Source organism: Gemmatimonadaceae bacterium, assembly GCA_030647905.1.
In the GTDB taxonomy this organism is placed as follows: domain Bacteria; phylum Gemmatimonadota; class Gemmatimonadetes; order Gemmatimonadales; family Gemmatimonadaceae; genus UBA4720.
Genome location: JAUSJA010000025.1, coordinates 38894 through 57939, shown reverse-complemented (window position 1 = coordinate 57939; position 19046 = coordinate 38894). Strand labels below are relative to the sequence as shown.

Here is a 19046-nt window from a genome sequence, read left to right as displayed (position 1 = left end):
AGCGCCGGACCGGCCCGCAAGCGCCACCGCCGCGCCGACTGCCGGCGCCTGAGGAAGGCGAGCGCGGTTGTCCCGCACGCCTACGTCACATGACGTATGGCCGCAACTGAAGAGGGCACCGACCTTCTTAAAGGCAGAATGCCGTATTGCCCCGGGGAGCCGCTTCGACTATTCGAAGACCTCCGGAATGCGTCCGCCATACCTGGCAGGAGTCGAATGGAAGCGGTCTGTCTTGGCATTGACGTCGGATCCACGACGGTGAAGGTCGTGGCGCTTGACAGGAGCCGGAGGTTGCTCGGCTGGCGATACGTGCGGTCGTCCGGCCGCCCTCGCGGGGCGCTGCTCCAGACTCTCGCGGAGATCGGAAAGGACGTCGACCCTTCAGGCGTGCGCATGATCGGCCTCTCCGGTTCGGGAGGTGGTCCGATCGCCGACGTCATTGGCGGTGTGCACGTGAACGAGCTGGTCGCGCAGACCCGTGCCGTTGGGGAATTTCACCCCGAAGCGCAAACCATCATCGAGATCGGCGGGCAGGACTCGAAGCTTCTCTCCCTGCGTTGGGATGAGGGAAGCCGCCAGATGATGCTCGAGGACTTCTCGATGAACGCCCTCTGTGCCGCGGGGACAGGGGCTTTCCTCGACCAGCAGGCCGAGCGACTCGGCATCGCCATCGACGGCGAGTTCGCCCGCATCGCCATGGAGAGCCGGAGCCCCGCGCGCATCGCCGGCCGGTGCACCGTCTTCGCCAAGTCCGACATGATCCACCTGCAGCAGGTGGGGACGCCGATGTCGGACATCCTCATGGGCGTCTGTCTCGCGATGGCGCGCAACTTCACCACCGTCATCGGCAAAGGCAAGCGATTCGTCGCCCCGATTCTCTTCCAGGGTGGCGTCGCCTACAACGCGGCCGTGAAGCGGGCCTTCGAAACGGTGCTCGGCGTCCCCGAGGGGTCGATCATCGTTCCCGAGCACCACACGATCATGGCCGCCCTCGGCGCCGCCTACGTTGCGATGGACGAAGCCGAGCGGGGTGCTGCGACGCGGCCATTCGTCGGGTTTGATCGACTGCAGGAGGCGATGCGAGCCGGATCGTCAGACCGGGCCAGCCTGCCGGTCCTCGTTCGCCCGTCCAGCGGCGACGGCTCGCACCTGGATGTCGCTTCGCTGCCACCGGGCGAGAAGCTCGACGCCTGGCTCGGCGCCGACGTCGGATCCGTCAGTACCAACGTGGTCCTCATCGACGCCAGGAATCGCGTGCTGGCGCGCCGTTACCTCATGACTGCCGGCCGACCGCTCGAGGCGGTGCGCGAGGGACTCCGCCTCGTCGCGGCCGACGCCGAGGCACGGGTCAACGTGCGTGGCGTGGGCGCCACCGGATCGGGACGATACCTCACCGGCGACTTCATCGGCGCTGACGTCGTGCGCAACGAGATCACGGCCCAGGCATGCGCGGCCGTCTCGATCGATCCGGGCGTCGACACCGTCTTCGAGATCGGCGGACAGGACAGCAAGTTCATCCGGCTGCACAACGGGGCGGTGACTGACTTCACGATGAATAACGCCTGCGCTGCCGGCACCGGGAGCTTCCTGCAGGAGCAGGCCGACCGCCTCAAGATCCGGATCGAGGAGCAGTTCAGTGAACTTGCGTTCTCTTCGCCGTGTCCCGCCGCGCTGGGCGAGCGGTGCACGGTCTTCATGGAATCGGATATCGTGCACCACCAGCAGCAGGGCGCGCGCGTCCCGGATCTCACCGCGGGCCTGGCCTACTCCATCGTTGAGAACTACCTGAATCGCGTCGTCAACGGACGGCCGATCGGGTCGCGGGTGTTCCTCCAGGGTGGCGTCGCCTCGAATGCGGCGGTGGTCTCGGCGTTCTCGTCAATCACGCGGCGCGCGATCACGGTGCCACCAAACCACGACGTCACCGGCGCCATCGGCGTGGCGATCCTCGCGCGCGAGGAGATGGAGCGACGCCAGAGCGTCGATGTCGCACCGACACGATTCCGCGGCTTCGACCTCTCGCAGCGGCGATACGAGAGCTCCGTCTTCGAGTGCAGGGCGTGCCCGAATCTGTGTGAAGTGCACAAGGTCGTCATCGAGGGGGAGACGCCGTTCTTCTACGGAGCGCGGTGCGACAAGTTCGAGGAGGCCGGGCGCGGCATAAGCACGTCGTGGCGCGAGATTCCCGACCTCTTTGCGGAGCGGGAGCGCCTGCTGCTGGATGGCTGGACGGAACCGCCGCCTCGTGATCGCGCGCCCGGAAAGCTGCGCGTCGGTGTCATGCGCAACCTCACGTTCTTCGACTTCTTCCCGTTCTGGCGCGGTTTCCTGGAACGGCTGGGGTGCGATGTCGTGTTGTCCGCACCAACGAATCCCGAGCTGGTCAAGCTCACGCAGAAGAGTGCCGTGGCCGAGTCGTGCTTCCCGGTGAAGCTGGCCTTCGGGCACCTCCTCGACGTGACGGCTCGCGATATCGATGTGCTCTTCCTGCCCAGCCTGATGACGCGGGAAAATGCCGCGCCGGGGCAGCCGCACAATCACTACTGCCCACTGATCTCGGCGACGCCGCACCTGCTGATGGCCAACATGCCGGAAGGCCCCAACGGGCCGCGCGTCGTGAATCTGGCATTGCACCTGGCGAACGCACGCGCCGCCCGGGGCCAGTTGCGCGCGCTCGCGCACGCGCTGACCGGCGCATCGAAGGCGGTAGCCGATGACGCGGTGCGGGCGGGATGGGACGCGCTGCGGCGCTTCACCGTCGCGATCCGCACTCGCGGCCGCGAGGCGCTCGACGCCCTCAACAGCGAGATGCCGGCGGTCGTCGTCGTCGGACGACCCTACACCGCGAACGATCCTGGGGCGAACCTCGACCTCCCCTACAAGTTGCGACGCCTCGGCGTACTCCCCATCCCCATGGACTTCCTGCCGATCGAATCGGTGCCGGTGCCGGAGCGGTACGACGACATGTACTGGCGCTCGGGTCAGGACATCCTACGGGCAGGTGCGATTGTGCGCGACGATCCGCGGTTGCAGGCGGTGTACCTGACGAACTTCAACTGCGGACCCGACGCCTTCCTGATCTCGTTCTTCCGCGAGACGTTGGGCAGCAAGCCGTTCCTCGAGCTCGAAGTCGACGACCACACCGGCGACGCGGGAATGATCACGCGCTGCGAGGCCTTTCTCGACAGTCTCAACCTGCGGAGGATGGCATGAGCGCGGTGTCCACTCGCGGCCAGCTGCCGGTGATGCGAGGGGAAGCGGAGAACCGAACGGTGTACCTGCCCTTCATGTCGGACCACGTCGTGGCCATCCGCGGCGCGCTTCGCCACCATGACATCGCATGCGAGGTACTCCCTCCGCCGGACGACGAGACCCTCGCCATCGGCCTCGATCTCTGTGGAGGGCGCGAGTGCCTTCCGTGCTTCCTGGCCACCGGAGATATCATCCGTGCCTGTCGCAACGGGATGATCGATCCTGCGAACTCGGCGCTCATCATCCCCGCCAGCCCCGGGCCCTGTCGTTTCGGGCAGTACCGCATCCTGCAGCGGGAGCTGCTCGATCGTGAAGGCTTTGCTGACGTCGAGATCCTCTCGCCGACTTCGGAGAATTCGTACCGCGGCTTTGGCAAACACCCACAAGCGTTGCGTCTGCTGGTATGGGAAGGAATCGTCGCCGTCGACCTCCTGCTCAAGCTCCGCTATGAGTTCCGGCCGTACGAACTCCGCAAAGGAGCGACCGACGAGGCGTACCAGCGGGGGCTGGAGGTGATCGAGGAGACAGTGAAGCGGGGAGGCGGCAAGCTGCTTTTGCAGGCGCTCGATCGCATCGCCACCGACTTCGCCAAAGTCAACGTGGACCGCTCGACGCCGCGGCCGGTGGTGGCCATGCTCGGAGAGATCTACGTCATGCTGAACTCCCACAGCAATCAGGATTTCATCCTGCAACTCGAGGCGGCGGGTGCAGAGGTCGTCACCGGCACACTCACGGAGTGGTTGCACTTCACCGATGAGACGAAGATGGAGCGCGACGTCCTCTTCGGCTCATGGGTCGGCCTGCTTGGCACCAAGGCGCTGAGCGCCTACCAGGAGCGCGTCGAGCGCCAGATGTTCGCGCGGCTGCAACAGCTGCTGCGTCACCCGGCCGATCCGCCGATGCGCGACTTATTCGAGATGGCGCGCCCATACTTCGACCCACTGCTTGGCACGGAGACGCTGCTCACCGTCGCCAAAGTGGTGGACTACGCGCAGCACGGCGTCTCCGGGATTGTGAACGTGATGCCCTTCTCCTGCATGCCCGGCATCGTGGTGAGCGGCATTTCGGCGCGGATGCGGCGGGATTTCGGGCAACTGCCGTGGCTCGACGTCAACTTCGACGGCCAACGCATCACGAACATCAGGACACGACTCGAGGCGTTCGTTCACCAGGTCACGCAGTTCGCGCGCAGTCACTTGAAGTAACGGCAGGGCATCGATCTACATAGTCGGGGCGACTGGATTTGAACCAGCGACCTCCTGCTCCCGAAGCAGGTCAATACACTAACCAACTACTACATTCTGCCGGACTTTGGAGGGAAACCGGCCGTCGGTGCCGGAGTTTCCCGACTTCAATGCCGCACTCTGCCGGAAGAAACTCACCCCCAAACTCACCCCGGAACCTCGCGTTCACTTTTTTATGCGTCTCCCCGGCCACCGTGCTAGAAATGTTCAGCAGAAACGCGTGTGACCTGGCCCACGATTGCCTGGCAGCTGCCTCATTGTACCGATAGACCTGCTCGTTGAAGAATGCGTGATTAGCATCCGAGAACTCGACACTGACGAAAAGCTTTCCGGCAGCCTCAAGAGCGTCCGTCACCGCGCGTCGCTGCTCAGCAGGAATTCCTTTGTCCTGCCCGCCCCAGAAAAAGAGATGCGGAGCATGGAGTCGAGGCACACGGTCCAGAAGCGCGGGCGCGATGGAGCCGCCGTAATACGAGATCGCCGCAGCGAGTGGCAGTTCGCTGTTGGCAATGAATGTGGCGCGGCCACCCATACAGAATCCCACAGCGGCTATTCGCGACGAGTCGACGAAGGACTGCTCGGTCAGCCATGCGTGCGCTGCAGTTGCGTCGGCAGCCAATCCGTCATCGAACGAGAGGCATGATCTGCTCGATGTCGAGCGCACTGGTTTCGTAGCCGGGGCTCACTCGATCAAATAGATCAGGCCGATCGCAACGAATCCCTTCTCCGCCCACCGGTCAGCTACTCCGCGGATCTGCGAGTTCACACCCAACGCTTCCTGAAAGACCATCATGGCGGGGCGAGGGTCATTACCCGGCGGTCTTGAAACGTACGCGCCCATCTGCGTGCCGTCGCTCACTTCTATCGATATGCTCTCCTTCATACCGCTAATCTTCCGCTTCGGTACATCACTCACGAGACCGCGCAACGAGATCGTTGGGTTGGGACGACATACCCGCGATCGAAGTTTGACTATCAACAGACGCGGCCCGGCTTCCGTTCTACGTTCCGCCGTCGACTCGGATCGACGGGGATTGAGTCTCACCGCTGCGCGTTTCTGATGAGTAAGAGCTCTGTTAGCCATGTCCGCGCGATACATTTCCTTTGACCCTTCTTCATCCGATAGCTCGCAATCTTCTGTAAAGGGCTCGGTTCGACATATCCGACCGTTGAGCAATGTCCCGAGCTAGTTTGCACCGGTATGGTCGATCGAACACATCCTGAATCACTAAAAGTAAAGCTGCTGGAACATTCGCAAATCGAGCTCTGCCGTTGTCAGAATTTCGCGCGCCAGGCGATTCCCAGATAACCCTTCAAGCGCATTCATGAACGCTGGATCGTTCTTCCTGACCGGATGCACAAATACGTGTCGTAATCCAGCCTTGTAAGATCGAAAATCCCTCTTAGCTTGGGCGCACTCACCTCAAGCGTAAGAACTACAGTGACGGTCGGCCGTTTCTATGGCAGACTCAGAGGATAGCTATGCATCACCCGAAGTTATTGCGGTCGAAATGCGTTCGATCCGCGATGATCCCCGCAGCACTCCTATGCGTAATCCTGTCCGGGTGCGCCGATCAACAACCCACAGGCCCCAAGCTCCAACCCACAGGCCCCAAGCTCCCGAGTGTCGCGCGGACCGATAACGTCCCATTCAACAAGTTCTTTGTCGCGTGGTCGCGGAACTACAGCTCCAGTCCGATCCAGACGCAAAACTTCGCTCTCGACACTCGGCTAAACCGGCAATTCGGCGGATTATGGCCCGAACAGCCCGTTCTGGACTTCGCGAGGGCCAACCCCGGCCGGCTCTATATCAACGGCGATGAGCCTGACCAGTATTGCATCCCGGCCTACGAGTACGCGGGTATCTATCACTACTTCGTCACGACAGTGCGCGGCGCGGATCCAACAGCACGGTTCTCTCCCGCCGGCTTTGCGGAGCCGAATGACCGCTGTTGCCCGGAGCCGGTAGAAGAGCCATGCCGCGTACGCATGCACTCGGTCGGCTATGCCGATCAGTTCTACAGCGCGTATGTGCAGCGTTTCGGAGCGGCGCCATCCGTTGACGAATGGCGGTTCCACGATTTCGGGCTGCCGTTCGACGTTGGCGATGTGGACGGCTGGTGGTCGAGGGTCGACAAGTTGGCGACCTGGTCCGTCTCCCACGGCGCGAACATGGTACTCGGCGCATGGGCATTTCACCGCTGGAAGATATCCGCGCCGCAGTATCAGGAATACTTGAAGCAGGCGATGGGTCGCCTCATGAGGGACCCTAGAATCAATGAGGCCGTTTACTGGAGCTACGAATCGTGGGCTGGCGAGGCTAACTATCTGGCGAATGAGGATGGGAGCCTGACGCCGGCAGGTCAGACCTACGCGAACCCCCTGACTGACATACCGACTGGCCTGAAGGTCGTGGGTTCCGCGGACGGACAGGCAAAGCTTCGATGGAATAACACGACCGCAGCGTGGGGAGCCGAGGCGGAGTTCTGGGTGCAGGCGCCCGGGTCGGATTCCTTCGTCTATCACAAGACGGAGCTGGTAGCCGGTCCCGGCGCCAGTCAGACTCCTTTCGTCGACTTCAGGATCGGCGATCTGGTAAGAGCACGCGTCCGGTACCACAACGTCTACGGTCAGGCCGCCTGGTCGGACTTCAGTAACACCGTTCTGCTGGCATTGACCGAGCCCGACGGGGACACGAGGAGTGGGGTCGGGAAGCGTCCACTGTTCTGCTTTTCGCCGTTGTGTTAGGAGCCGGTTCATACGGCAAACGCGGGATACGCAGCTCGAGTCATGAGGAAGAGGCACCGATCGCGGACCGCGTGAGAATGCTTTCTGTCCGTGCGACCCGGCTAGCCTCCGCTTTTCTCCTGGTCGCCAGCATCAGCTGCAAAGGCGAGTCAACAACGGAGCCCTCGGTCTCGGTTGCGACGACGCTTGCAGCGAACTCCTCGACCTCCGTCACCGGGGTTGCAGGCGCGGTCGTCACGCCGCCGCCCTCCGTCATCGTGAAAGACCAGAACGGGTCACCGATGGGTGGCGCGACGGTAACGTTCGCGGTAGCCAGCGGCGGTGGATCGGTTTCAGGAGCGACGATCACCACCGATGCATCCGGCATTGCGACCGTCGGCTCGTGGACGCTTGGCCCGGTGCCAGGAGAGAACGTCCTCCGAGCAACCTCCGGAACACTCGATGGCGTTGCCTTCGCGGCGACATCCACCGCGGGAGCTGCGGCTTCACTCGCCAGGAATGCAGGCGACAATCAGACTGCTGCAGTTGGAAGTGCAGTCCCGATTCCTGCCTCTGTCATCGTAAGGGACGCTAACGGCAACCCGAAGTCCGGCGTATCCGTGACCTTCGCGGTAGTCAGCGGCGGTGGATCAGTTACCGGAGCGATAGTCACCACCAACGCTTCCGGCATTGCGACCGTCGGCTCGTGGACGCTTGGCCCGGTAGCAGGAGCGAACGTTCTCAACGCAACTTCCGGAACACTCGATAGCGTTGCCTTCACGGCGATATCCACCGCGGGAGCTGCGGCTTCACTCGCAAAAAATGGAGGCGACAATCAGACCGCCGCCGCTGGCAGCGCAGTCCCGATTCCTCCGTCTGTCATCGTAAAGGACGCTTACGGCAACCCGAAGTCCGGAATATCCGTAAGCTTTGCGGTCGTGTCTGGCGGCGGGTCGATCACCGGTGCGACGGCCGTGACAAATGCGGCCGGCGTGGCTACCGTGGGCAGCTGGACTCTTGGCAATTCAGCCGGGGTGAACTCGTTGTCTGCCACGGTTACTGGTCTTCCATCTGTGACGTTCACTGCCGGAGCCATCTCCAGCCTCTGCACCGTCCGGTCGACACACACGTTCGGGACCAGCAGCAGCGGCACGCTTTCGTCGAGCGATTGTCAGCTCCCGGACCGCAGCTTCGTCGACTTCTTCACCACCAGCGTTCCGCAGGCGGGAGCGTACTTTTTCCGCCAGTCGGCAGGCTTCGACACGTACCTCCATCTGGCAATGCCCGATGGAACGACCATCGGCGAGAACGACGATGAACTCGAGACAGGGACGAACTCCGGCATCAAGGCGCTCCTGCCTGCGGGCAACTATCTGCTGGCTCCGAACACATTCGACTCGCTCGTGGTGGGAGACTACACGATCACTTCGACGACTGCCCCGGCCGACGTAGCCAACTGCGAGCAGGTCTTTGTTGTAAGGAACATTACGACGACGCAGAATACCGCTACGACGGATTGCAATCTCGCCGACGCAGCTGCGACACCAATCTATTCCGACCGCTATTACATCTTTCTGAAAGCCGGCACGTCGATCACGATCAACATGACGTCGACCACACTGGATTCATTCCTGCAGCTCGTTCGACTCGACGGACTGGTCATGGCGCAGAACGACAACATAGATGCGACAACGAAGGATTCGCGGATCACGTTCACTGTCACGCAGACGAACTACTACGCGATCTTCACCCGCTCTGTCCCGACGACGGCGGTGGGAGCATACACACTAACGATTCAATAGAGAGCGCCATGATCATCCGAATTGCTTGCATCGGCGCCGCGACGCTCGTTCTTTAGAGAGCGGAGCATCTGATTGGGCTACATGAGAAAATAGTTTCTCCTCTTCAGCTGCAATCTGGGGCGACTGGATTTGAACCAGCGACCTCCTGCTCCCGAAGCAGGGCAATACACTAACCAACTACTACATTCTGCCGGACCGGTGGCGCTCGCCCTCCGACCCCATGCGGAACAGCTGGTCCGTAGGGAGTCGGAAGGCCAGCCCAGTTATCTGTCCAAGTCGATCAGAACCCTGCGGAGAGCATCAACGTGTTCAACATGTTGCCGCTACCGCCGGGCTTCATCGGTCCTTGCCCTGCGTCATAAGCACTGCCGGTGAACTTGTTGAAAATCCAGTGCAGGCCGACATTCTGCGCGACCATCCAATTCACGCCGAAGGTGAATGCGTTGTCAGTGCTGTTCGCCTCGGCGCGACCGTTGTCAGCGTTGCGATACGCGCCAAGCACCGTCAGGTGGGGATTCTTCGTGACGCCTAGCTCGGCCGTCACCGTCGAAGCGGAACGGTCTCTCGTCCTCGAGTTGAACAGGTTCTTGTCTGCGCCCGGGGCGCTCGCGTCGGACTTGCCGTGGGTAACATAGACCCCCAGCGGCAGTCCCCCGACCGCGCCCTGAGCCTGAGCGTCAAACGCGAGGGCGCTGGTTTCGAAGATGTCAACTCCCGTTCCATCCTCATTGGCCGTCCCTGCGGAACCGCTCCACGATTGAATCCCGATGCCCAGGTCCCACTGGCCCACGGTCGGCGTGAACGCCGCACGCAGATACGTCGCGGTGGGCGCGCCATTTGCCACCCCTCCGGCGCCAGCGAAGTGGTTGGGCGACCACCTGGTCACGTTGACGAACCACATTGGGTCGGCGAGCACGAAGGCGATGCCCTCGGCCGCCGTAGCGGTCCCGATGTACTGCTGCGCCGAAATCGCGTTGCGATTCTCGTTGACGCGGACGTTGCGCACGGCGCCGGTGTTCAGCAGCTCGAAGCCGTAGGCGACGCCCAGTGCGTCGGTGGTGAAGGGAATAACATCGGCCCGAATGCTGGTGGTACCCAACATGAAGGTGAAGGGCATCTTGAAGCCGGCAACAAAGGGCGCCGAGGCGTCGGCCAGCTGGCCTTCGATCATGAAGCCGGCATGTTCGCCCACGCGCCCGCCCAGCAGCAGCGCAAACTCGTCAGGGAACTGGAGCTCGCCGGTGTTGGTCGTGCGCTCCCCGGGAACTTCGGTGCCGTTGGTTTGCTGGTAGCGGATCTTGAAGAAGATGCTGCCGTTCAGAACTGATGGCAGAGACAGCCCCTCGCCCTTGACCGTCTCCTGAGCGCCCATCATGGTAAAGCTGCTCGCCTTGAATGCCCGGCCGAACGCGGTGAGCGCGGGGTATTTCTGGAAGTGACACGAGGAGCAAGCCAGTCCGGTCTGGCGCGCGAATGCGGGAAACGCGTAGCTGTTGGCGGGGATGATTGTAAGGCCCGCCGCGACCAGAGCGAGAATCCACCGGCGGCGAAGAATGTTGCCAAGACAGTGTATCTGCATACGTAAATCCTCCGGGAAGGGTGAGCCGCCTGCTGGCGCACCGTGGGTGATGACTACTGGGCGATGACTGCTGGAACAGCATGGATCAAGTCGGTGGCCGGTCATTATGCCTTTGAGCTGAATTGTGAAGGGTCTGCGTGCAATCCTGTGCGACCCGCCTTCCTACCGTTGTGCCGCCAGCGTGCGAAGGTAGTTGACCAACGCCCACCTCTCATTCTCGCTCAGCGTGACTTTCGGCATCACGCCTCGGCCTGTCGACATTTTCCAGAAGAGCGCGCCATCGGATTGGGACTGCACGCGCGCCGGCGCGAGGTCGGCGGGGCGCGGCAGCAGCGAGACTGCCAGCGGTCCGTCGCCGTGGCCGGCCTTCCCGTGACACTGCTCGCAGTCGCGGTGGAACAGATTGCGGCCGCGTTTCAAGGCGTCGGCCGTCGGCGGGAGCGGGTTCGCCCGTTGGCTCGCGCGCTGTGGCGCGACCCACGGTTTCGCGTTCCCTGACCCCTGCGCCTGGGCCGGCGTGGAAGCCATCAACGATATCAGGGCGAGTGCGGCGGAAATGGCGAGGGCACGCACGACGGAATTAGCGACTCTGTGCTTCAGGGACATTTTCAACTCTCCTGTTTCAGCTTGCGCAACGCGGCCAGTTGTCTGACGACGAACGCGTACGTGCTCCAAACGCAGAGCACAAGGAAGGCGAACGTGGCCGGGATCGCCAATGGGACGCGCGACGACCAGAGCGCGCGCGGCGGAACGGACGGCCAGGGTCGGGCCGGCGCGCCGGCAAGCTTCACGTCAGCCGCCGAGCTGTCCAGCTCCGGCGGCGATCGCAGCGCGACACGGAACGTCAGCTCGCCCTTGGCGTCACCCGGCAATGCTGTGGGAAATGCCACGGCCGCCGTGCCGTCGTCCAGCGTCTGATCCTCGCCGAGTGTCATCAAGCCAAACGTGCGCCTCACCGAGAAGGCGACCGTGGCGCCTTTCACCGGCAGTCCGTTGGCGGTGACCTTCGCCACGAGCATCTCCTCTTCACCCTCGGTTGTGCGCGTCAATTCGATGACCGCCTTGCCTTGCGCGGTCTGTGCGTGCGCCGCCGACCAGGGTGCCGCCGCGGCAGCGCCGGCGGCGAGCAGCAATGCGATCCCGAGCGTCGCCGGACTCATGCGTGCGTGTGCGTGTCCCGCTCCCGCGAGCGCGTGGCCGGTCCTAACCGTGGCCTGCTTCACCTCCTCGGCATCCTCGACGGTCTCCCAGATCGAGAGGATCGGGAACAGGCGCGAGAACAGCGTAAAGAGCAGCAGGAAGCCGGCGAACGCTCCCGCCGTGATCAGACATTCCACGAGACTCGGGAAGTAGCGCGGCGCGATCCCCGCCGCCTGCGCCGGGATGAACGGCGTCTCCAGCGTCGGCACGACGATCAGAAACCGCTTCCACCACATGCCAATGTTGATGAGCACCGAGGCGGTCATGATCGCTCCCAGCGAACGGCGGCTGGGGAAGAGCAGCAGTCCGATCGGAACGAACAGGCCGAATGCTGCCCAGAGCCAGAACGATCGGCCGAAGGCGGTACCGCCGGCGAGCAGATCGAGCAGCCGCGCATCTGACTCGAGCCCGCCATACCACGCCGTGAGGTATTCACTCAGCGTGAAATAGGCGTAGAGCAGCGAGAGGACGAGCAGGATCTTCGCCAGCTTGTGGAAATGCTCCGGCAGGAGATAGCGCTCGAGATGGTACGCGCGGCGGAAGATCATCATCGCCGTGATGATCCCCGCCGTGCCGGAGAAAATCGCCCCGACCACGAAGTAGGGACCGAAGATGGTGCTGTGCCAGCCTGGCCGCAGCGTCATGCCGAACACCCACGACACGACGGTGTGTACCGACACAGCCACCGGGATGATGATCACGGCCATCGCGCCGAGGGCGCGCGCGAGAAGGCGCCGGTGGGCAGGCGTTTCCCTGAATCCGAGCGACAGCAATTCGTACAGGCGCACGAGCTTCGGAGAGCGACCACGCTCGCGAGCGTGCTCTGCCAGCATCGGCATGTCCGGAATCATCGCCACGTACAGATAGAGGAAGCTCCCAGTCAGGTACGTCGTGACCGACACCAGGTCCCAAAGGATCGGCGACTGTAGCCGGCCGTGGATGAGCAGATTCAGAAGACGGTCGGGGCGTCCCATGTCGATCACAACGCTGCTCGCGCCGATGAGGAGCGCGATGACGGTGATCGCCTCGGCCATGCGCGTGATGGGCCGCCGCCAACCGGCGTCCGTAACGCGCAGGATGGCCGAGATCAGCGTGCCCGCGTGGCTGATACCGATGAAGAACACGAAGTTCGTCATGTACACGCCCCACGACACGTAGTTGCGCATCGAGGTCACGGTCAGCCCGTAGCGGAGCTGTTGGATCCATGCGATGAAGGCGATGCCGCATACGGCCAACAGACTCGCGATCCAGAGGCGGCCGCGGCCACCCAAAGGATCGAGCGTCGCCAGCAGATCCCGCTCGACGTCGGTCACCGTGCGCCGCGCCGGACGTGCGAGCGAGGGGACGGTTTCAATCTGAAAATCGGAAAGGGGCATTGCGTTCATGGCTGCTCGGCTCCTCTCGTTTGGTGACCGGTGTTGGCGCCGGGTTCACCTGGCGCCGGGTAGCGCCGGTTGTGCGCCGGCAGGTAGTGGACGCGAGGCTTCGTCCCGAGCTCCTCCATGTACCTGAAGGCCGCGCGATCGCGGAGCAGCGCGGAGAGCCTCACCGTCTCGCCCTTTCCGTTCGTCACCGCGTCCTCGTTCTCATCGCCGAACCAGATTGCATCCATGGGGCACTGGGCGGCGCAATGTGGGAGCTTGCCCTCGCGCGCCATGTCGGCGCAGAAGTCGCACTTCTCGGCCGTGCCGACGCGCCGCGGATACCCCCATTCCGGCGAGTAACCGCGCGCCACGGCCGCCGGCGGATTGTCGGGGCGGCTCCAGTTGAACGCGCGCACCGAATACGGGCAGGCGGCCATGCAGAACCGGCAACCGATGCAACGCTCGTTGTCGATCAACACGATCCCGTCCTGGCGCTTGAACGTGGCCCCAACCGGACACACGCGCGTGCAGGGCGCGTTGTCGCAGTGAAAGCACGGCCGCGGGAACCAGTATGGCGCCGCGGTCGATGGGTCTTCCATCGAGAACACCCGCATGAACTCCCGGTCCGGCGGCACGAAGTGGCTCCTGGCGCACGCCTTGGTGCACTTGCCGCAGCCGTCGCATGCCGCGAGATCGATGACCATCATCCAGCGGCGTCCGGGCACGCCTTGGCGCACCTCGTCGGAAGTTGGCCTGGTGCCAGCGTCGCTCAGCGCCGACGACACCACCAACTCTCCATCCGCGGTGAGCGTCAACGTCGCCGGCGCCTTCGCGCCGTCCACAACATCGGCCGCCCTCAGCGAGCTCGTGGCCCCCACACCAGCCACCACGCCGCCCGCCGCCACCAAGCCGGCCCGTAAGAAATCACGTCGCTGCATCGTTATCGGTATGTGATCGCCTCCGTCAGAGTTCTGTCGTGCCGGCACCCGCCCCCCTCCGTCCCCGTTAGCCACGATGATCCGCGGTGTCACGCGAACGCGCGGCCCCGCTGAGCGCTACACAGGCACGTGCCGCGCCACGGTGCGAGGTCAGCCGGCAGGCGGGCGCACAATGGCGTAAGCGCTGGCCGGACAATGCGTTGCACCTTGAGCGTGCGTCCCCAGTCAAGCCCGCGCTGCGTTCGCCGTTGGGACAATTCGTGACGCACTGTGACAGGGCGTGGCGCACCGTCGCCGCGTCGCGATCAGCCCATCACGATTGCCGCGTCACGACTGGCGCGTCGCGCTGCGTGATGCGCCGTCCTCGCGGAAGGGCACTTCACCCGATATCATGTCAGTGTTCCCGGCTTTCCAATCGCCACCGCGCCACGTACCGACGAGTAACCCCTTCCGAGCTGGTGCCTAAAATGCTGTGTGCACCGCGCCCCGCTGCAACCGACGGCCGTTGATGATCAACGTCAACAAGCTGTTTCCGCGGTTGAGCATCCGCGTCAAGCTCGCGATCGCATTCGCGCTCGTGGCGCTTGGACCGCTGGCCGTCGTGTCGTTCATCGGCGCTCGCGAGACGGTGTTTCAGATCGAGGCCACGGCGCGCAATACGCTCGAGCACGACCTCGAGATGGCAGAGACCGAGACCGCGCTCTCTCTCAGCTCGGCGGAAGGTCACATGAACCTCATCGCCAACGTCGTGCTCGGGCCGTTGCTCCACGACGGCGCCATCCCCCCGCGCGAGCGCCTGGACGCCGAACGTGTCGTAAAGACGCTCCTTGCCTCCGAGCCGACGCTGTACCAGGTGAAGCTCATCGACGCCGACGGCCGCTACCGGTTGCTCGTTCGCGCGTCGGGTCCGTCGCTGGACGCCGAGGAGATGGACGGGGGCGAGTACTACGCCTGGCGCGCCAGCTCACTGCGGCCGCACACGCGGCTGCTCTTCGCCATCGAGGTGGCGGGTCCCGAAGAACCCGGGCTTCGGAAGCCGATGCCGGCCGTAGCCCTCCTGTTCCCCGTGCACGCGCCGAACGGCGAATTCCGCGGCGCAGTGGTCGGCGAGGCGTACGCTTCGGCGCTCTTTTCGCACCTCGATCATGCGTCGGCGGGATTCGGCGGCATCACCGGACTCGTCGACGGCGACGGACACTTTCTCTATCACTCGTTGCGCAAACGCGACTGGGCGACCCTCCTGGCCGCGCACGATCGGCTGAGTGTGCGCAGCGACTTTCCGGACGACGTCGCGTCGGCCATCATCTCGGGGCGCGCGGGCACGTTGATGACGCCCGACCGGGAGCTGGTCAGTTTCCGTCCTCTCTCGCTGGGCACGCCCTCCGGGGCCAGACTCTCGCTCTATCGCGTGGTGCCCATCGCCACGGTCGCGGCGCCAGCGCGCTCGTTCGTATTGCTTGTTTTCCTCGCCGCCGGCTTGGTGGCGCTGCTCGTGCTCGGCCTCGCCATGCTCGCGGCGAACGAGTTCACCAAACCGATCTTCCGGATCCGCGACGCCGCATGGCAGCTCGCCCGCGGCGAGCCGGTGCGGCAGCCGAACGTCGAGACGAACGACGAGTTCGAGGATCTCGCGAATGACTTCGCGCGGGTGGCTGAGCAGGTCGCGCGGCATCGCGCCCAGCGAGAAGCGCTCATCGCCGAGCGAACGCGCCTGCTCGAGCACACCCATGCCGAGTTGGCCGACATTCTCAAGCATTCCGCCGACGGCATCATTGGGCTCGACCCCTCCGGCGTCGTCACCATCTGGAACGACGGCGCCGAGCGGCTCCTCGGCTACTCTGGGTCGGAGGCCATCAGCCGGGAGATCAACGCGGTGCTCCGTCCCAGCGGCGAGCGGGCCCGCCGTGAGCAGGCGGTGATGCGACGCGAGCTGGAGCGGGAGCACGCGGTGGTGAACTTCCTCACCGAAGTGCTCGCCAAGGACGGCACGCCCATTCAGATCAGTCTCACGGCCACGCTCATCGCCGGCGTGGACGGTGGCGCGCTCGGCTCTTCCCTCATCGTCCGCGACAACCGGTTGCAGTCCCGCCTCGAGGATCAGATGCGGCGTTCCGAGCGTCTGGCGGCCATCAGCGTCATGGCGGCTGGGCTGGCGCACGAGATCAACAACCCGTTGGCCATCATCGGCAACCGCATCGAGTGCATGCAGCGCGACGTACGGGACAAGTGGAGCGACACACCGCTGGCTACGGACCTCGACGTGCTACAGCAACACGTGGCGCGGCTGCGAGAGCTGACGACGAGCCTGCTCCGCTTCGCGCGCGACGACCGCGGAGAAGCGGGGCCGGTCGCGCTCGGCGCGCTTGCCGAAAGCACCGTGGCGCTCCTCAACCGAACAATGGCCATGCGCCGTTTGCATCTGCAGCTCCATGTCGAGCCCGGCGTACCCGACGTCATCGGGTACGAGAAGGCCATCGAAACGGTCATCGTCAATCTGCTGCTCAACGCGGCAGATGCTACGCCGCCAGACGGAACCGTGACGCTCTCCACCCGGTGCAGCGCCGACGGGGAAGCGGTGGAGATTGAGGTGCGAGATACCGGTCACGGATTGGCTCCCGAGCTCCGCGAGCGCGTCTTCGATCCCTTCTTCACGACGAAAGGACCTGGGCACGGCACTGGCCTCGGTCTCACCGTGTGCCGCAGCATCGTCGATCGCCACGGTGGCGTCATCGCCGTCGACACACCGCCCGACGGCGGCTGCCGGTTCGTCGTCACCATCCCCCTCCAACCCATGGGTGCAACGTGGAACGAGCTCGCGTACTTGTAATCGACGACGAACAGGCGATGCTCGAGAACTGCGAGCGTCTCCTGAGCCGGGAGGGCTACAGGTGCACGACCCTCGCCGAGCCGCTGCGCTTCCGCCAGGTGGCGACGGAGGTCGATCCGGACGTCATCATCACCGACCTGCGCATGCCCGGCGCCGACGGGCTGACCATCCTGGCGGCCGGTGTGGCCGACGACCGCACGCGCCCCGTGATCCTGATGACGGCGTTCGCCACGGTCCCCTCGGCAGTGGCCGCGGTCCGCGAGGGAGCGTTTGACTACATCACCAAGCCGTTCACCGCCGACCAGCTTCTCGTCGCCGTCGAGCGCGCCGCGCGCTATCGCAGACTGACGGTGGAGAACCGCACGCTGCGGCAGCAGGTGGAGCTCGCCCAGGGCGGCGACGGCATACTCGGCTCGAGCGCGGTCATGCAGCGGCTCCTCGAGCAGGCGGCGAAAGTCGCGCCCACAGACGCGAACGTGCTCATCACCGGCGAGAGCGGCACCGGCAAGGAGCTCATGGCGCTCTTCATGCACGCGCATTCGCTCCGCCAAGCCAAGCCGTTCGTCACCGTCGACTGCGCGGCGATGCCGGAAGGGCTCCTGGAGTCGGAGCTGTTCGGCCACGAGCGCGGCGCGTTCACGGGCGCCGTTCAGCGCACCGATGGACTGCTCGCCAAGGCGAATGGCGGTACGGTCTTTTTCGACGAGATCGCCGAGCTCGGGACCAGTCTCCAGGCGAAGCTGCTGCGCGCGCTCGAGCAGCGACAGATACGCCGGCTCGGCGACTCCCGGCTCATCAACCTCGACATCCGCGTGGTGGCAGCGACAAATCACGATCTCGAGGCGACGGTGGCCGCCGGCCGTTTCCGGGAAGATCTGTACTACCGGCTCAACGTCGTCCATTTTAGCCTGCCACCCTTGCGCGCGCGGCACGGCGACGTGCGTATCCTGATGACCGCTTTCCTCGAGGAGTTCGCCTGCACCGCGCACCGCTGGCCGCCCGAGGTGACGGCAGAGGTGTGGACCATCCTCGAGCGGCACCCGTGGCCCGGCAACGTCCGAGAGCTGCGAAACACCGCGCAGCGTCTCGTCGTGTTGGACAACGATGGGCGGATCACGCCGGAGGATCTCGACGACGCGCTCCAACCACGGGTCAAGCTGCGCGAGGGCGAGCCCGCGAGCTGGCCGCTCTCTTACTCGGAGGCCCAGGACAAGGCACTGCGCGACTTCCGCGCCGCCTACGTGGGACGGCTCCTCGAGGTCAATGGCGGCAACGTGTCACGGGCGGCGGTGGCGGCCGGCGTCAGCCGGCGAACGCTTCATCGGTGGCTGGCGGAGCTCAACGGTGCGGTCGCGAAGGAGGAGTCTGATGAATAGTCGCCTGATGGCGAGCGTCGTCCTCGCGGGCGCACTCTTTCTCCCGCACGCGCGTCTGGCCGCGCAGGACGGCATGGTTTCCGGAACGGTCACCGCTCCAGCCGCAGGAATGGGTGGGGTCGTCGTCTATCTGATTCGCGCCGCGTCGGCCCGAGTGCCGGCTATCGCACCGCTAAGCGCCCAGATCGATCAACGCGGCCTGCGGTTCGTGCCGCGCGTCATCGCCGTGAGCCCGGGGTCGACCGTGTCCTTCCCGAACAGCGATCCCGTGATGCACAACGTCTTTCACCCCAGCAGGCACGGCGGCGGCTTCGACCTCGGCACGTACCCTCAGGGTGAGCGGCGCAGCTTCACCTTCGATGATGAAGGCGCCTACGTGATCTTCTGTCACGTGCATCCGGAGATGGTGGGCTATGTCGTCGTGGTGGCGTCGCCGTATCGCGCCGTCACGGACGACGAGGGCCGGTTCAAGCTTGATGGCGTGGCGCCCGGTACCTATCACCTCCGCACCTGGCATCGGCGACTGCGGACGCAGGATCAGGTGGTCTCAGTTGCCGCCAACGGCGCCGTGCGCGTCGACCTGACACTGGAGTACGGCCTCCCGGTGGAACCGCGGTCGGCGGAGCAGCACCGCTGGAGGTGACCCGCGCGCGCGCAGCAGGAGATTCGTCGCGAGAGGTTTGCCGGACCGGGGGAACGCCTGCCGTGGTGGATTCCCGCACCGAACTTCAGGACGA

General features: G+C 64.5%; 11 protein-coding genes, 1 tRNA gene and 1 pseudogene. 7 read left to right on the top strand and 6 right to left on the bottom strand.

The window, feature by feature from the left end; translation table 11 throughout:
- Positions 1–216: 216 nt before the first annotated feature.
- Both Q7S20_05025 and Q7S20_05020 read left to right on the top strand, forming a co-directional pair.
- The gene (locus Q7S20_05025; GenBank protein ID MDO8501182.1) at positions 217–3213 is read left to right on the top strand and encodes an acyl-CoA dehydratase activase; all 2997 of its coding nucleotides are present in this window, start codon (positions 217–219) and stop codon (positions 3211–3213) included.
- Positions 3210–4457, top strand: coding sequence for a hypothetical protein (locus tag Q7S20_05020; GenBank protein ID MDO8501181.1), 1248 nt, complete (start codon positions 3210–3212; stop codon positions 4455–4457). The genes Q7S20_05025 and Q7S20_05020 overlap by 4 nt, the downstream gene beginning before the upstream one ends.
- Positions 4458–4480: 23 nt before the next feature.
- Here Q7S20_05020 and Q7S20_05015 read toward each other — a convergent pair.
- Both Q7S20_05015 and Q7S20_05010 read right to left on the bottom strand, forming a co-directional pair.
- Positions 4481–4556, bottom strand: a tRNA-Leu gene (locus tag Q7S20_05015).
- Positions 4528–5337, bottom strand: a pseudogene (locus tag Q7S20_05010) (dienelactone hydrolase family protein). The gene Q7S20_05015 and the pseudogene Q7S20_05010 overlap by 29 nt, the downstream one beginning before the upstream one ends.
- 686 nt (positions 5338–6023) lie before the next feature.
- On the opposite strand from Q7S20_05010, the gene Q7S20_05005 reads away from it, so the two are divergent.
- Both Q7S20_05005 and Q7S20_05000 read left to right on the top strand, forming a co-directional pair.
- Positions 6024–7244 carry a hypothetical protein gene (locus Q7S20_05005; protein MDO8501180.1) on the top strand — a complete coding sequence of 407 codons (1221 nt, stop codon included), beginning with the start codon at positions 6024–6026 and terminating at the stop codon, positions 7242–7244.
- Between the two features lie 77 nt (positions 7245–7321).
- Positions 7322–9025 (top strand): pre-peptidase C-terminal domain-containing protein, encoded by a 1704-nt coding sequence (locus Q7S20_05000; protein MDO8501179.1) that lies wholly within the window; start codon positions 7322–7324, stop codon positions 9023–9025.
- 280 nt (positions 9026–9305) lie between these two features.
- On the opposite strand, the gene Q7S20_04995 is transcribed toward Q7S20_05000, so the two are convergent.
- The 4 genes from Q7S20_04995 to Q7S20_04980 are packed head-to-tail and all read right to left on the bottom strand — an operon-like array spanning position 9306 to position 14106.
- A complete protein-coding gene (locus tag Q7S20_04995; GenBank protein MDO8501178.1) occupies positions 9306–10709 on the bottom strand; it encodes a hypothetical protein in 1404 nt (467 codons plus the stop codon).
- Positions 10710–10766: 57 nt separating this feature from the next.
- A complete protein-coding gene (locus Q7S20_04990) occupies positions 10767–11210 on the bottom strand; it encodes a c-type cytochrome (protein MDO8501177.1) in 444 nt (147 codons plus the stop codon).
- Positions 11211–11212: 2 nt separating this feature from the next.
- Positions 11213–13189, bottom strand: coding sequence for an NrfD/PsrC family molybdoenzyme membrane anchor subunit (gene nrfD / locus Q7S20_04985; protein MDO8501176.1), 1977 nt, complete (start codon positions 13187–13189; stop codon positions 11213–11215).
- On the bottom strand, positions 13186–14106 hold the full coding sequence (locus tag Q7S20_04980; protein MDO8501175.1) for a 4Fe-4S dicluster domain-containing protein: 921 nt from the start codon (positions 14104–14106) through the stop codon (positions 13186–13188). The genes nrfD and Q7S20_04980 overlap by 4 nt, the downstream gene beginning before the upstream one ends.
- Positions 14107–14614: 508 nt before the next feature.
- Here Q7S20_04980 and Q7S20_04975 point away from each other — a divergent pair.
- Genes Q7S20_04975 through Q7S20_04965 form a run of 3 tightly spaced genes read left to right on the top strand, consistent with a single transcriptional unit; the run spans position 14615 to position 18952 of the window.
- On the top strand, positions 14615–16933 hold the full coding sequence (locus tag Q7S20_04975) for an ATP-binding protein (GenBank protein MDO8501174.1): 2319 nt from the start codon (positions 14615–14617) through the stop codon (positions 16931–16933).
- A complete protein-coding gene (locus Q7S20_04970) occupies positions 16909–18309 on the top strand; it encodes a sigma-54 dependent transcriptional regulator (protein ID MDO8501173.1) in 1401 nt (466 codons plus the stop codon). The genes Q7S20_04975 and Q7S20_04970 overlap by 25 nt, the downstream gene beginning before the upstream one ends.
- Positions 18302–18952, top strand: coding sequence for a carboxypeptidase regulatory-like domain-containing protein (locus Q7S20_04965; protein MDO8501172.1), 651 nt, complete (start codon positions 18302–18304; stop codon positions 18950–18952). Before Q7S20_04970 ends, Q7S20_04965 begins: the two co-directional genes overlap by 8 nt.
- The last annotated feature ends 94 nt before the right edge of the window (positions 18953–19046 follow it).